This window comes from Nitratireductor sp. (assembly GCF_017794765.1).
In the GTDB taxonomy this organism is placed as follows: domain Bacteria; phylum Pseudomonadota; class Alphaproteobacteria; order Rhizobiales; family Rhizobiaceae; genus Nitratireductor.
Map to the genome: position 1 here is coordinate 1,756,192 of NZ_CP051236.1, position 14,492 is coordinate 1,770,683.

A 14,492-nucleotide genomic window follows, 5' to 3' on the forward strand; every position below is an offset into this window, starting at 1 on the left:
GTATGTCAATTGATATACGTCGCGTATGTGAATGGAGAGTTGAATGGTGCATAAGCCGCGCAGTGAAATGATTGCCGAAACCAGAGCAAAACTGGTGGCCGCAGCGCGGGATGCCTTCGGCAGGGTTGGCTATGCGAATGCTTCAATGGATGACTTTACCGCAGGCGCAGGCCTGACGCGCGGCGCGCTCTATCACCATTTCGGCGGCAAGGAGGGACTGTTCGAAGCGGTCATCATGCAGATCGACGGGGAGATGACCGAAAGGCTCAAAGGCGTTTCACGGAGCGCCCGCGATCCCTGGCAGGGCTTCGTGAACGAATGCGTTGCTTACATCGAGATGGCTCTCGAGCCGGAGATCCAGCGCATCATGCTGCTCGACGGCCCCTCGGTCCTTGGCGATCCGTTCAACTGGCCCAATCAGCCATCCTGTATACGCTCACTGACGGCCAGCCTTCAAAGACTGGTGGCGGAAGGGCGTGCGGATGTCGCCGACCCCGAAGCGATGGCTCGTCTTGTAAGCGGGGCCAGTCTGCACGCCTCGTTATGGATTGCCAATTCGGATGACCCCGAGGAGACGTCGCAACGAGCTGTATCTGCATTCAAGCGGCTGCTTGATGGCCTTCGCAACGCGGCGCCTACTCCAGGTTGACAATCCGGCGTCATCGGTCATGATTTCGCCAATTGGCGGGGGCGGTTTGGGGCTGTTTCATGTGGGATTTCGATATTGGCAGGACGCTGGCGATCATGGGCCGGACATGGCCCTTCATCGTACTGCGCATGCTGGTCTATTTCGGAATTACCGTCGCCTATATCTTTGCCACCGGAACAGGGGCGGGCGTGGGTTATGGTGTAGGCCATGTTTCCACCGACCCCGGTGGCCCCGGCACATTTGCGCTTTGGGGCGGAATTGTCGGTTTCGGACTGGTTTCCGCAATCGTCTACTGGATTCGCGAGTACATCCTCTACATCGTCAAGGCGGGCCACATCGCGGTGATGGTGCATCTGATCGACGGGCGCGATGTGCCTGACGGCAAAAACCAGATCGCCTATGCACGGCAGGAAGTGACGGCACGTTTTGCCGAGGCGAACGTTCTTTTCGTTCTCGACCAGCTCGTAAAAGGCGTGATTCGCGTTCTGACCGGACTTCTGGGCGGCATAGCCGGCTTTCTTCCTATTCCGGGCCTCGATACGCTGGTGCGTTTCGTCAACACGGTGATCCGCATTGCGCTTACTTATGTGGACGAGATCATTCTCGGCTATAACATCCGCATCGGTTCAAGCACGCCGTTCGAGACTGCTCGGCAGGGCGTGGTGCTCTATGCCCAGAATGGCAAGACCATGCTCAAGAATGCCATCTGGCTGGCGCTCTTTATGTGGCTTCTGACCTTTGCCGTGTTCCTTGTCATGCTGGCCCCGGCCGGGGCGATCCTCTATGCCATGCCGGGGCAACTGGCGGGCTGGGCCTTTGTGCTGGCCATAGTGTTTGCCTGGGCCGTGAAAGCTGCGCTCATCGAACCTTTTGCCATTGCCGCGCTCATGTCGGTCTATTTCAGGGCCATCGAAGGACAGACCCCCAACCGCGAATGGGACGAGCGGTTGAGCAGCGCATCCAGGCAGTTCCGCGAACTGAAGGAACGGGCATTGGAGACGGTGGGTGTTCGCTCCGGTGCAGCCCCTGCAAAACCCGGCGGGTGAAAGCCTGTTGACATGCGGGCAAAGCCGGGAAACCCGTCATGGCCAAGCCATGGTTTGGCCACTACACTTGCCGGATGAAAACCCGCTTTTACACACACCCGATCTGTCGTGAGCACCTCACGCCGCCCGGCCATCCCGAGCGGCCGGATCGCCTGCGGGCGATTGTCGACCGGCTGGACGACGAGCCATTCGCCTATCTCGAGCGGCTGGAAGCGCCGCTGGCCGATGAGGAGACGGTGTTGCAGGCACATCCGGCCGAGCATCTCGAAAGGGTAAAAGCCAGCATTCCGGAAGAGGGCCTGGCCGTGATTGACGATGACACGACCGTGAGCCCGAAGAGCCTTGAGGCCGCCCTGACGGCCATTGGCGGCGCTCTGGCCGGTGTGAATGATGTGTTTTCCGGTGAGGCCGGCAATGTCTTCGTGGCGGGGCGTCCGCCTGGACATCATGCCGAGAAAAACCGTGCCATGGGGTTTTGTCTATTCAACAATGCCGCCATCGCGGCTCGCCACGCGCAGAAGAAACACGGTGCAGAACGCGTCGCGATCGTTGACTGGGACGTGCATCACGGCAATGGCACGCAGGACATTTTCTGGGATGATCCGAGCGTACTCTATTGCTCCACGCATCAGATGCCGCTTTATCCGGGCACGGGCGCAGCCCATGAGACGGGTGCCGGCAACATCGTCAACGCGCCCCTGCCTGCCGGTTCGGGTTCTGCGGCGTTTCGCGAGGCGTTCGACAAAAAGGTATTACCTGCGATCGACCGGTTTTCGCCGGACCTGATCATCATTTCTGCCGGTTTCGACGCACACCGGCGCGATCCGTTGGCGGAACTGAATCTGGAAGCCGGGGATTTTGACTGGGCGACCGGCATGCTGATGGAACGGGCCGACCGTTTGTCACAGGGGCGCCTTGTCAGCCTGCTTGAAGGTGGGTACGACCTGCAGGGACTTTCCGTGTCGGTCGCTGCGCATGTCGGCCGTTTGTTGAAGGGGTGAGAGATGGCCGAAGAAGCCAACAACGACATCAAGAGCATGAGCTTCGAGCAGGCACTTGAGGCGCTGGAGAAGATCGTTGAGGATCTCGAGCGCGGCGATGTGCCCCTCGATCAGTCGATCAAAATCTACGAGCGGGGCGAGGCGCTGAAAAAGCACTGTGACCAGCTCCTGAAGGCCGCAGAAGACAAGGTGGAAAAGATCCGCCTGTCACGTGAGGGACAAGCCGTCGGCAGCGAGCCGCTCGACGAGACTTGAGACCAAAACAATCCCGAGACAGGCAACCTCTGTACATTTGTTTGTACGGAGGTTGTTTTGTATTCTCTGACCGAAAATCAGGTTCCGGTGAAACTGTACTGTTTCATCGCATTGCGTTTACTTTGCGTGGCCGAAGCCCTATGTCGAAGTGATGCAAACAGCCGAGGTGATGTGCGTGAAATCGCCGCCCGACACTCCCCTTCTTGATACGGTCGGCACACCCGCCGATCTGAAGTGTCTTTCGCAGGATGATCTCCCCCAGCTTGCAGACGAATTGCGCGCGGAACTGATCGATGCGGTTTCGAAGACCGGTGGGCATCTTGGTGCCGGGCTCGGCGTGGTCGAACTGACCGTGGCGCTGCACTACGTGTTTGACACGCCCGGCGACCGGCTGATCTGGGATGTGGGCCACCAGGCCTATCCGCACAAGATATTGACCGGGCGGCGCGAGCGCATCCGCACGCTGCGCCAGGAGGGCGGGCTCTATGGTTTCACCAAGCGCTCGGAGAGCGAATACGATCCCTTTGGCACAGCCCACTCGTCCACCTCCATTTCGGCTGGCCTCGGCATGGCTGTTGCGCACAGGCTGAAAGACGAGAAGCGTAATGTCATCGCGGTGATCGGCGACGGTGCCATGTCTGCAGGCATGGCCTACGAGGCGTTGAACAATGCGGGGGCGCTGGGTGAGCGGTTGATCGTCATTCTGAACGATAATGACATGTCGATTGCCCCGCCGCAGGGCGCGATGAGCGCCTATCTGGCCCGCCTCGCCTCGGGGCGCACCTATCAGGGCGTGCGCGATCTCGGCAAGAAGCTGACATCCTATCTGGGAGAAGGGGTCGACCGCGCCATCACGCGCGCGGTGGAACATGCGCGCGGCTATGTTACCGGTGGGACGCTGTTCGAGGAGCTGGGCTTCTTTCACATCGGCCCGATCGACGGGCACAATCTGAAACATCTCGTACCGGTTTTGAAAAACGTGCGCGATAACGGCACCGGACCGGTGCTCATCCATGTGGTGACGAAAAAGGGCAAGGGCTATCCGCCAGCCGAGGCGGCGGCGGACAAGTATCACGGTGTCAACAAGTTTGACGTCATCACCGGCGCGCAGGCCAAGGCACCTGCCAATGCGCCGAGTTACACCAAGGTTTTCGCCCAGTCGCTCATCCAGGAAGCGCGCGAGGACGAGCGGGTCGTCGCCGTGACGGCTGCCATGCCCTCGGGCACCGGGCTCGACCTGTTCGAGAAGGAATTTCCGGAGCGGACCTTCGATGTGGGCATTGCCGAGCAGCACGCGGTTACATTCGCTGCCGGTCTCGCAACCGAGGGCTTGCGCCCGTTTGCGGCGATCTATTCGACCTTTCTGCAGCGCGGCTATGACCAGGTGGTGCATGACGTGGCACTGCAGAACCTGCCGGTGCGTTTTGCCATCGACCGGGCGGGGTTTGTGGGCGCGGATGGCCCAACCCATTGCGGCGCGTTCGACATCACCTATCTGGCCAGCCTGCCGAATTTCGTCGTGATGGCGGCTGCCGACGAGGCGGAGCTGCGGCACATGGTGCGCACCGCCGTCGAGCACGATCAAGGCCCCATAGCCTTCCGCTATCCGCGTGGCAATGGCGTTGGTATCGAGATGCCGGAACGCGGCGAAGTGCTGGAACTCGGCAGGGGACGGGTGATGCGCGAAGGCTCCAAAGTGGCGCTTCTCTCGTTTGGTAGCAGGCTGGAAGACTGTTTGAAAGCGGCCGACGAACTGGATGCGGCTGGGCTCTCGACCACGGTTGCCGATGCGCGGTTTGCAAAGCCGCTTGATCGGGAATTGATCAGGCGGCTGGCGCTGGAACACGAGGTGCTGATCACCATTGAAGAAGGTGCGATTGGCGGCTTCGGCTCGCATGTGCTCAATTTCCTGGCGCATGAGGGCCTGCTTGAAAGCGGCGTGAAGGTGCGGCCCATGGCCATGCCCGACCGTTTCGTCAACCACGCAAAGCCCGAGCGCATGGTGGAGGATGCCGGGCTCGATGCGGGCGCGATTGTGCGCACGGTGTTTGCGGCCTTGGGCCAGCGTGCGGAAAGCGCAGCGCGTGCCTGACCGCGTTCAACCGCTTCCGCAGAAAACCCATCAAGAGATGGCCGGATGAGGCTCGACCAGTTTCTCGTGGACAGGGGCTTGTTTGCGAGCCGTGCGCGGGCGCGTGATGCGATCCTGCGCGGCACGGTGAAGGTGGACGGAACACCGGCGAAAAAGCCCGGGCAGACTGTTACGCCCGCCGCCGAGGTGAAGGTGGACGATCCGGCAAGTGCTTATGTCTCTCGCGCCGCTGTGAAGCTCTTGCATGGTCTCGACGCTTTCGGGTTTGACCCGGCAGGTTGCCATGCACTCGACATTGGAGCTTCCACGGGCGGGTTCACGCAGGTGCTTCTGGAGCGCGGCGCGGCCCATGTGACGGCCATTGATGTGGGCACTGGGCAGATGGACCCGCGAATTGCAAGCGATGCACGCGTGACCTCGCTCGAAGGGGTGAACGCCCGGCACCTGACGATGGAAGATCTGACAGGGCGCGTGCCGGCTTTCCTGGTGTCGGACGTAAGCTTCATTTCACTGAAACTCGCTTTGCCTCCGGCGCTCGCGCTGGCGGCGCGAGGGACATGTGGTATCTTTCTTGTGAAGCCTCAGTTCGAGGCGGGACGAGAGGCCATTGGCAAGGGCGGTTTGCTGCGCGATCCGGCAAAGGCCGAAGAAATCGCCGCAGAGCTGGAAAAATGGCTGGGGACGAATGCCGGCTGGCGGGCCGTGGGGCTTGCGCCGTCACCCATCGAAGGCGGAGACGGAAACCGCGAATTTCTACTGGCCGGACGCAAGGACCAATGAGCGAAACGCTTACGATCGATCATCTGGGAGCACAGGGCGATGGCGTCGCGCTTACGCCCACGGGACCTGCCTATGTGCCGTTTGCGCTTCCGGGCGAAGTGGTGGAAGCGGAACTGCGCAAGGGGCGTGCTGCGAAGAGGACATTGCGCGAGGCCTCGCCCGACCGCATCGAGCCTGCCTGCCGGCATTTCGGTGATTGTGGGGGCTGCGCGGTACAGCACCTTGAGAGCGAAGCCTATCTCGCCTGGAAACGTGAGAAGGTCGTGACCGCACTGGAGACGCGCGGTATCAAAACCGAAGTGGAAGAGACGCTCGCCTGCCCGCCGCATTCGCGCCGCCGCGTGACGTTTACCGCAAGGCGGCTGGGATCCGAGGTTCTTCTGGGTTTCAATGCGGCGCAATCCCATCGCATCGTCGTGATTGAGGAATGCCCGGTGGCAACACCCGAAATTGTTGCCGCGCTTGAGGATCTGCGGGTCCTGGCCAAGGCCATCGCGGCGACGCCGAAGCCCTTTCACCTGACGGTGACGGAAACCCGCACCGGGCTCGACATTGCAGCGGTGGGCGCGGGACGGCTCGGTGAAAAACAGCGCCGGGCGGTGATCGACCTGGCGCTGGAAAAGGGATTTGCCCGGCTTTCTGCCGATGGCGAGATCATTGTGGAGGGCCGGAAGCCCAGCGTGATGTTTGCAGACGTGCCGGTGGCCATTCCGCCGGCAGGGTTTCTACAGGCCACGGTTGCCGCGGAAGAGGCGATGGCCGGATTGGTGACGGGGCATCTGGAGAGTTGCAAACACGTTGCCGACCTCTTCGCCGGCAGCGGCACGTTTGCGCTGCGGCTGGCACACAAGGCGCGGGTCTATGCGGCTGAAGGCGATGCGATTGCACTGTCGGCGCTCGATATTGCTGCGCGGCAATGGCCGTCTTTGAAGCCGGTGACGGCGGAAAAGCGCGATCTCTTCCATCGTCCGCTGCCGATGAAGGAACTGGCGCAATTTGATGGGCTGGTATTCGATCCGCCCCGCGCGGGGGCCGAGTTCCAGTGCCGGCAGATTGCACGCTCCGATGTCAAGCGGGTCGCGGCGGTTTCCTGTAATCCTGGCACGCTGGCGCGGGATCTGGCGATCCTTGTGGAAGGAGGTTATCGGGTCACGCGGGTTGTACCAATCGACCAGTTCCTCTGGTCGCCGCATGTGGAAGCGGTGGCGCTTTTGGAGAAGAAGCAGAAGCGGCGCTGATCAGCTTTTCAAAAGCATGTCGACATAGGATGGCACCACGCGGCTGGCCGGTCCGTGGATGGCCTCGTCGAAATCATCGAACGTGTCGGACGGTTCCAGATTGAGCTCGATCGTGCGCGCGCCGTGGCGACCTGCCTCCTGCACGAATTGTGCTGCCGGATAGACATTGCCTGACGTGCCGATGGAGATGAAGAGATCCGCAGCGCGGAGCGCGCCGTAGATGCGCTCCATCTGGTAGGGCATTTCGCCGAACCACACGACGTCGGGGCGCAAATGTCCGCCCGTGGCGCAGGCGGGGCAGGGCGTTTCGAGGGACATATCGCCGTCCCACGGGCTGCGATCGCCGCAATGGGTGCAGAGCGCGCTTCGGTGTTCGCCATGCATGTGGATGAGGTTTTTCGAGCCGGCGCGCTCGTGAAGATCGTCGATGTTCTGGGTGATGAGCAGGACGTCACCTGAAAATTCCCGCTCCAGTCGGGTGAGTGCGCGGTGGGCGTCGTTGGGCTCCAGCTCGGCGATCCTGCGCCGGCGCATATTGTAGAAGTCATGTACCAGCGTGGGATTGGCGGCAAAGCCCTCGGGCGTTGCCACGTCGCGGTAGTCGATCTTCGACCATAGCCCGTTCTTGTCGCGGAACGTATCCACGCCCGATTCGGCAGAGACACCCGCACCGGTGAGTATGACGATGCGCCGGTAATCCATCAGGTCTGCGTGCCGCCGACAGTCATCTGGTCCATGCGCAGGTGCGGCTGGCCGACGCCGACCGGTACGCCCTGTCCGGCCTTGCCGCACATGCCGATGCCATTGTCGAGGGTCATGTCATTGCCGACCATGGAGACGCGGTGCATGGCGTCTGGTCCATTGCCGATCAGCATGGCGCCCTTCACGGGCTGGGTAACCTTGCCGTCCTCGATCATGTAGGCCTCGGTGCAGCCGAACACGAACTTGCCGGAGGTGATGTCCACCTGACCGCCACCGAAGGACACCGCGTAAATGCCTTTCTTCACCGAGGCGATGATTTCCTCGGGCGCCCTGTCGCCACCGGTCATGTAGGTGTTGGTCATGCGAGGCATGGGCTCATGGGCATAGGATTCGCGGCGTCCGTTGCCGGTGGGGGCCATGCCCATCAGACGGGCGTTCTGGCGGTCCTGCATGTAGCCGACCAGCCTGCCGTCCTCGATCAGGACGTTGCGGCCCGACGGCGTGCCTTCATCGTCGATGGTGAGCGAGCCGCGCCGCTCCGAGATGGTGCCGTCATCGACAACGGTTACGCCCTTTGCTGCGACCTGTTCGCCCATCAGGCCGGCAAAGGCTGAGGTCTTCTTGCGGTTGAAGTCGCCTTCGAGCCCGTGGCCCACGGCCTCATGCAGCATCACGCCCGGCCAGCCATTGGCGAGCACGATATCGAAGGTTCCGGCAGGTGCGGGCACGGCGTCCAGATTGACGAGCGCCTGGCGCAGCGCCTCGCTGGCGGCGAACTGCCAGGAATCTTCGGCCAGAAACTCGCCAAAACTCTTGCGCCCACCCATGCCATAGGAGCCGGTCTCCTGCCGGTCGCCATCGCCGACCATAACGGAAACGTTGACGCGGACGAGCGGGCGGATGTCGCGGGCGATCTGGCCGTCGGCACGCACGATTTCCACATGCTGCCATGAGGCGGCGAGCGAGGCGGTGACCTGCCGCACGCGCGGGTCTTTCGCGCGAAGCCAGCCGTCGATTTCCTGCAGGAGCTTTGCCTTTTCCTCGAAGTCTGGCGAGGCAATCGGGTTCTCGTCCCCATAAAGACGCTGATTCGTGCCGGCGGGAGCTGTGGCGAGCTTTCCCGAATATCCGTCCTTCACTGTAGAGACGGCATCGGCGGCTCGGCGCAGTGAGGCTTCGGTCAACTCGCTGGAATGAGCATAGCCCGACGCTTCACCGGCAACGGCGCGCAGCCCAAAACCCTGATCGGTGTTGAAGCTCGCGGTCTTCAGGCGCCCATCGTCGAAAACAAGCGCTTCTCCTTCCCGGTATTCAAGGAAGAGTTCCCCGTCATCCGCGCCGTGGATCGTATCGGCAACGAGAGATTTCAGACGATCGGGAGAACAATCGAAGGCGTCGAGAAGCGATTTGGCGGTCATGAACAATATCCTGTCGAAACTCCCTTTCATTTAAGGGAGCACGGGCACGCAATCCAGTGCGGCTTGGACAGGAACTTCCGCGATTAGCGGGGCAGGGCGTCGAAACCTTCAGCAAAACCGTTGAGATCCACGGGGATTCCAATGCCTTCTTCCGGAGTCTGGAAGACGATGAATGTCGCGGACTGTCCGGTCTTGAAGGTTTCCACAAGCTGATCCTCGAGGATCACCTCAGCGTAGCAGCCATCCTGAAAACAGCGCACGAAATAGGCGCGGCCGATATCCTTGCCATCCACATTGAGCCCAAGGCCATTCGGCAGGAGCACACCGAGCGGAGCCAGAACACGCAGGATCTCCGCTTTTCCGTCGGCGGTGCGAAGCACGACGACTGAAAGCCCCATCTCCGGCCGGTCTTCAGCAACGACGTTTTGCATCATCGCGCACTGTTCGCTGGAGGCGCCAGCAGGCGTGTCACACAGGATCGACCACGCCCCATGAGTCGAGCGAACCGTACCGCTCTGCTGCGCATGCGCGCCCAGGACGGGGAAAACGGTCATCGCGAGCGCTACAGCGGCGCATTTGAGGAAGGACGTGCTCATGGTTCCTGGCTCCCGTACGAATCAGGGCAATTTATCCTGCGATTGCAGTTGGCGAAAAGGGAGGGCTTCGGCAAAAGATTGGGAAAACCCGATTACGCGAAAACAATAATGACATTTGCGGGCAATTCCGACCGAAATGGGACGCCCCGGTGTTTTGTGCTATTGCACTTTCAATATGGACGGCAGTATGAGCCTGCCGAAGGGGCGCAAAAATGCCGCACGTCGCATCCAACGCCTTCCTTGCGGTTCAAATGAGAGTATGGTTTGAACGCGCCTATAAAAAGCCAGAATTCCCTTTGCGGCAAAACCGGACGTTCCGGCTTGCCGTGTCGCCACGGGAGATGACGAGGGTTATGAAGAATATCGCTGTTGGCCTTGCCACTCTGCCGTTTCTCGCCACGGGCGCCGTTGCTGCGCAACCTGAGCCCTGGCAGATGCGCTTTCAACCGGCTGCAACCGGCATCATGCACGAGATCACCTGGTTCGAGGAATACACTTTGTGGTTCATCGTGCCGATCACCATTCTGGTGATGGCCCTGCTGGCCTGGTGCATTGTGCGTTTCCGCGCAAAGGCAAATCCCACGCCGTCGCGCACCAGCCACAACACACTGATCGAAGTCATCTGGACCGTTGGTCCCGTGATCGTGCTGCTGTTCCTGGCGGTGCCGTCGTTCCAGCTTCTGACGGCGCAGTACACGCCCGAGGAGGAACCGGCCCTTACCATCAAGGCCACGGGCGTGCAGTGGTACTGGGATTACGAATACCAGCTTGAAGAGCCCGTTTCCTTCAGCTCTCTCATGCTCAAGGAAGACGAGCGTGCCGACGCTGGCAAGGAAGACAAGTCTGTCTATCCGCGTCTTCTGGCCGTGGATAATGAAATCGTCGTTCCCGTCGACACCACTGTGCGCGTCCTCGTGACGGCGAGCGACGTGATCCATGCCTTTGCCATGCCGGCCTTCGGCGTCAAGGTTGACGCCGTTCCCGGCCGCATCAACGAGACCTGGTTCAAGGCCGAGAAGGAAGGCCTCTACTACGGTCAGTGCTCGGAACTGTGCGGCAAGGATCACGCCTATATGCCGATTGCCATCCGCGTTGTGGCTCAAGACCAATATGACACCTGGATCGCAGCCGCGGGTGAAGACCTCGCCGGTGCCAACAAGGCTTTGATGGCCGCGATCGAGGGCAAGACGAAAGTTGCGTCTGCTGGCGAATGAGCCGGCAGACGACCAGAGAGGAAATGGAGCGGTAGGAAATGGCAGGCGCTACAACCCATGACGCCCATGGCGAACACAAGCCAACCGGATGGACCCGGTGGGTTTATTCCACCAACCACAAGGACATCGGCACGCTCTACCTGATCTTCGCCATCTGCGCGGGTATCATCGGCGGCTTCCTGTCCGTCATGATGCGCTGGGAGCTTGCTGAACCCGGCATCCAGATTTTCCATGGCCTTGCCGCCATGGTCTACGGTTTCGAGGGCGATGCAGCCATCGACGCCGGCAAGCACATGTTCAACGTGTTCACAACGGCGCACGGCCTCATCATGATCTTCTTCATGGTCATGCCCGCGCTGATCGGCGGATTCGCTAACTGGATGGTGCCGATCATGATCGGCGCGCCGGATATGGCGTTCCCGCGCATGAACAACATTTCGTTCTGGCTTCTTCCGCCGGCTTTCATCCTGCTGCTCATGTCGCTTTTCGTTCAGGGCCCGGCCGGTGCCTACGGAACGGGTGGCGGCTGGACGATCTATCCGCCGCTTTCGACCTCCGGTCAGCCCGGCCCCGCTATGGATCTCGCCATTCTGTCGATCCACATTGCCGGTGCGTCGTCGATCCTCGGTGCGATCAACTTCATCACCACGATCTTCAACATGCGTGCTCCGGGCATGACGCTGCACAAGATGCCGCTCTTTGCCTGGTCGGTGCTGATTACCGCGTTCCTGCTGCTCCTGTCGCTTCCGGTTCTGGCCGGCGGCATCACCATGCTTCTGACGGACCGCAACTTCGGCACGACCTTCTTTGCGCCTGAAGGCGGCGGCGACCCGATCCTGTTCCAGCATCTGTTCTGGTTCTTCGGTCATCCGGAAGTGTACATTCTGATCCTGCCAGGCTTCGGCATTGTCAGCCACATCGTCTCGACCTTCTCGAGAAAGCCGATCTTCGGTTATCTCGGCATGGCCTACGCCATGGTCGCCATTGGCGCCGTCGGCTTCATCGTGTGGGCGCACCACATGTACACGACCGGCCTGTCGCTCGACACGCAGCGTTACTTCGTGTTCGCAACGATGGTGATCGCGGTTCCGACGGGCGTGAAGATCTTCTCGTGGATCGCTACCATGTGGGGCGGTTCCATCGAGTTCCGCACGCCGATGATCTGGGCCATCGCCTTCATCTTCCTGTTCACCGTTGGCGGTGTGACGGGCGTGCAGCTCGCCAATGCCGGTCTCGACCGCGCCATGCACGACACCTACTACGTCGTTGCACACTTCCATTACGTGCTTTCCATGGGTGCCGTGTTCGCGATCTTCGCTGCCTGGTACTACTGGTTCCCGAAGATGACCGGCTACATGTACAACTCGTTCATCGCCCGGGTGCATTTCTGGATTACCTTCATTGGCGTGAACGTCATCTTCTTCCCGCAGCACTTCCTGGGTCTGGCCGGCATGCCGCGCCGCTATATCGACTATCCGGATGCGTTTGCCGGCTGGAACATGGTGTCGTCCTACGGCTCCTATCTCGCGGCCATCGGTGTGCTGGTGTTCCTGTTCGGTGTCTTCGAGGCATTCGCCAAGAAGCGTCCGGCTGGCGCCAACCCATGGGGCGAGGGTGCGACGACCCTCGAGTGGCAGCTTTCTTCGCCGCCGCCTTTCCACCAGTGGGAACAGCTGCCGAAGATCCGCTGATCGCAGGCAAATTCAAAGCATGAAGGTTGCGCGGCCCGTCTTCGAATGTGCCGCGCAACCGATTAACAGAACGAAGGCACAACATGGCACTGGTTGATCAGGAGCATATGGACGATACGGGGCTGCGCCTTTCTGAGGCCGCACCCGGCGATTTCATTGCGCTGTTGAAGCCGCGCGTCATGTCGCTTGTCGTCTTTACGGCTTTTGTGGGCATGGTGATGGCTCCCGGTGTGCAAAATCCGTTGCTCGCCATGATCTCCATCGCGGCCATCGCCGTTGGTGCGGGAGCCTCGGGCGCGCTCAACATGTGGTATGACGCCGATATCGATGCGGTGATGGGGCGCACGGCCCGCCGGCCAGTTCCGGCCGGTCGCGTCACGCCGGGCGAGGCGCTTGGCTTCGGTCTGGTGCTCTCGGCGTTTTCCGTGGCCACACTCGGCCTGATGGCCAACTGGACGGCCGCAGCGCTGCTGGCCTTCACGATTTTCTTCTACGCCGTGATCTACACGATGTGGCTCAAGCGCTCGACGCCGCAGAACATCGTCATTGGCGGTGCCGCTGGCGCGCTGCCGCCGGTCGTTGGCTGGGCCGCGGTCACCGGCACGGTGAGCATGGAAAGCCTCGTGCTCTTCCTCATCATCTTCCTGTGGACGCCACCGCACTTCTGGGCGCTGGCGCTTTTCAAATCGGGCGACTACGAGCGCGCGGGCATTCCGATGCTGCCCAATGTCGCCGGACATGCCGCGACCAGGAAGCAGATTTTCATCTATGCGCTGCTTCTCGCCGCAAGCGGTATCCTGCCGGTGGTGGCAGGTTTTGCGAGCTTTGCGTATGGCGCGGTTGCCGCCATTCTGGGGGGCGGCTTCGTCTGGTATTCTTGGCAGGTGCTGCGCATGCCGGAAAGCGATACGAGCATGAAACCCGCCAAGGCGCTTTTCGGCTATTCGTTGCTCTATCTTTTCGTCCTGTTCACGGCGCTTCTCGCCGACCGGCTGCTCATAAGCCTTGGCCTGGTTTCCTGAGGTGAGATAATGGACAAGGATCTTCTCAAGCCCACCGAAGCGCAGCTCAGGGCCCGCCGCAGGCGCAACATTGCACTTGCCATCGCGCTCGCTGTCTTCGTCGTGATTGTCTATGTCGGCAGCCTGGCCAAACTTGGCCCGGGCCTGTTCGAGCGCGCGATGTGAGGTTTGACATGAGCGACGAACCGGAAATCCGGAAAGAGACAGCGGAACATCGAAATCGCAATGCCGCGATCCTTTGCGTTGCCGTGGTGGGCGGCATGGTGGGTATGGCCTACGCAGCAGTCCCGCTTTACCAGCTTTTCTGCCAGGTGACGGGTTATGGGGGAACCACTCAGCGTGTCGAGCAGTATTCCGATACGATTCTGGACCAGACCATCACCGTCCGCTTCGACGCGAACACGAACGGCGTTCCGTGGGAGTTTCAGCCGAAGCAGCGCGAGGTGACCCTGCGCCTCGGCGAAACGAAGCAGATCTCCTACGTGTCGCGCAACCTGTCCAGCGAGCCCACTTCGGGTACGGCGACGTTCAACGTTTCGCCGGCGCGGGCCGGAGCCTATTTCAACAAGGTTGAGTGCTTCTGCTTCACGGAACAGGAGTTGCAACCGGGACAATCCTATGACATGCCGGTCGTCTTCTTTGTCGACCCGGAGATCGTCAACGTGCCTGAGTTGAAGAACCTGAAAACGATTACGCTTTCCTACACATTCTTCCCGCTTGAGAAGAAGGCGCCGGTGGCTGCCGCGCCCAAGACCAACACCAATCAGAACGAGAATCTCGGGGGCTGA

At 61.0% G+C, this 14,492-nt stretch carries 15 protein-coding genes; 12 read left to right on the top strand and 3 right to left on the bottom strand.

Translation table 11 applies throughout. From position 1 onward, the window contains the following. The first annotated feature begins 43 nt into the window (after positions 1-43). The 7 genes from HF949_RS08280 to HF949_RS08310 all read left to right on the top strand — a co-directional run bounded on the left by HF949_RS08280 (position 44) and on the right by HF949_RS08310 (position 7,061). The gene (locus HF949_RS08280; protein ID WP_292899796.1) at positions 44-649 is read left to right on the top strand and encodes a TetR/AcrR family transcriptional regulator; all 606 of its coding nucleotides are present in this window, start codon (positions 44-46) and stop codon (positions 647-649) included. Between the two features lie 59 nt (positions 650-708). Beyond that, the gene (locus HF949_RS08285) at positions 709-1,695 is read left to right on the top strand and encodes a hypothetical protein (protein ID WP_292899798.1); all 987 of its coding nucleotides are present in this window, start codon (positions 709-711) and stop codon (positions 1,693-1,695) included. 74 nt (positions 1,696-1,769) lie between these two features. Beyond that, a complete protein-coding gene (locus HF949_RS08290) occupies positions 1,770-2,696 on the top strand; it encodes a histone deacetylase family protein (protein ID WP_292900076.1) in 927 nt (308 codons plus the stop codon). A gap of 3 nt (positions 2,697-2,699) precedes the next feature. Next, positions 2,700-2,951: an exodeoxyribonuclease VII small subunit gene (locus HF949_RS08295; RefSeq protein ID WP_292899800.1), complete on the top strand. Its 252-nt coding sequence runs from the start codon at positions 2,700-2,702 to the stop codon at positions 2,949-2,951. 175 nt (positions 2,952-3,126) lie between these two features. Further along, positions 3,127-5,043, top strand: coding sequence for a 1-deoxy-D-xylulose-5-phosphate synthase (dxs, locus tag HF949_RS08300; protein ID WP_292899802.1), 1,917 nt, complete (start codon positions 3,127-3,129; stop codon positions 5,041-5,043). A 45-nt stretch (positions 5,044-5,088) separates the two neighbouring features. Next, complete coding sequence (locus HF949_RS08305) at positions 5,089-5,823, top strand: TlyA family RNA methyltransferase (RefSeq protein ID WP_292899804.1); 735 nt, start codon at positions 5,089-5,091, stop codon at positions 5,821-5,823. Then, a complete protein-coding gene (locus HF949_RS08310) occupies positions 5,820-7,061 on the top strand; it encodes a class I SAM-dependent RNA methyltransferase (protein WP_292899806.1) in 1,242 nt (413 codons plus the stop codon). Before HF949_RS08305 ends, HF949_RS08310 begins: the two co-directional genes overlap by 4 nt. On the opposite strand, the gene HF949_RS08315 is transcribed toward HF949_RS08310, so the two are convergent. From HF949_RS08315 to HF949_RS08325, 3 genes are all read right to left on the bottom strand, one after another. Continuing rightward, positions 7,062-7,763, bottom strand: a complete 702-nt coding sequence (locus HF949_RS08315) for an NAD-dependent deacylase (RefSeq protein ID WP_292899808.1) — start codon at positions 7,761-7,763, stop codon at positions 7,062-7,064. Beyond that, a complete protein-coding gene (tldD, locus tag HF949_RS08320) occupies positions 7,763-9,181 on the bottom strand; it encodes a metalloprotease TldD (protein ID WP_292899810.1) in 1,419 nt (472 codons plus the stop codon). The genes HF949_RS08315 and tldD overlap by 1 nt, the downstream gene beginning before the upstream one ends. 83 nt (positions 9,182-9,264) lie before the next feature. Continuing rightward, on the bottom strand, positions 9,265-9,735 hold the full coding sequence (locus HF949_RS08325) for an invasion associated locus B family protein (RefSeq protein ID WP_244423510.1): 471 nt from the start codon (positions 9,733-9,735) through the stop codon (positions 9,265-9,267). Positions 9,736-10,130: 395 nt separating this feature from the next. On the opposite strand from HF949_RS08325, the gene coxB reads away from it, so the two are divergent. The 5 genes from coxB (at position 10,131) to HF949_RS08350 (ending at position 14,492) form a co-directional block, all read left to right on the top strand. Continuing rightward, entirely contained in the window at positions 10,131-10,991 is an 861-nt protein-coding gene (gene coxB / locus HF949_RS08330) for a cytochrome c oxidase subunit II (RefSeq protein ID WP_292899812.1), read from the top strand. 38 nt (positions 10,992-11,029) lie between these two features. After that, positions 11,030-12,682 carry a cytochrome c oxidase subunit I gene (ctaD, locus tag HF949_RS08335; RefSeq protein WP_292899814.1) on the top strand — a complete coding sequence of 551 codons (1,653 nt, stop codon included), beginning with the start codon at positions 11,030-11,032 and terminating at the stop codon, positions 12,680-12,682. An 83-nt stretch (positions 12,683-12,765) separates the two neighbouring features. Next, positions 12,766-13,704, top strand: a complete 939-nt coding sequence (locus tag HF949_RS08340) for a heme o synthase (protein WP_292899816.1) — start codon at positions 12,766-12,768, stop codon at positions 13,702-13,704. A gap of 9 nt (positions 13,705-13,713) precedes the next feature. Further along, a complete protein-coding gene (locus HF949_RS08345) occupies positions 13,714-13,869 on the top strand; it encodes a hypothetical protein (RefSeq protein ID WP_292899818.1) in 156 nt (51 codons plus the stop codon). A gap of 8 nt (positions 13,870-13,877) precedes the next feature. Next, positions 13,878-14,492, top strand: a complete 615-nt coding sequence (locus tag HF949_RS08350; protein ID WP_292899820.1) for a cytochrome c oxidase assembly protein — start codon at positions 13,878-13,880, stop codon at positions 14,490-14,492.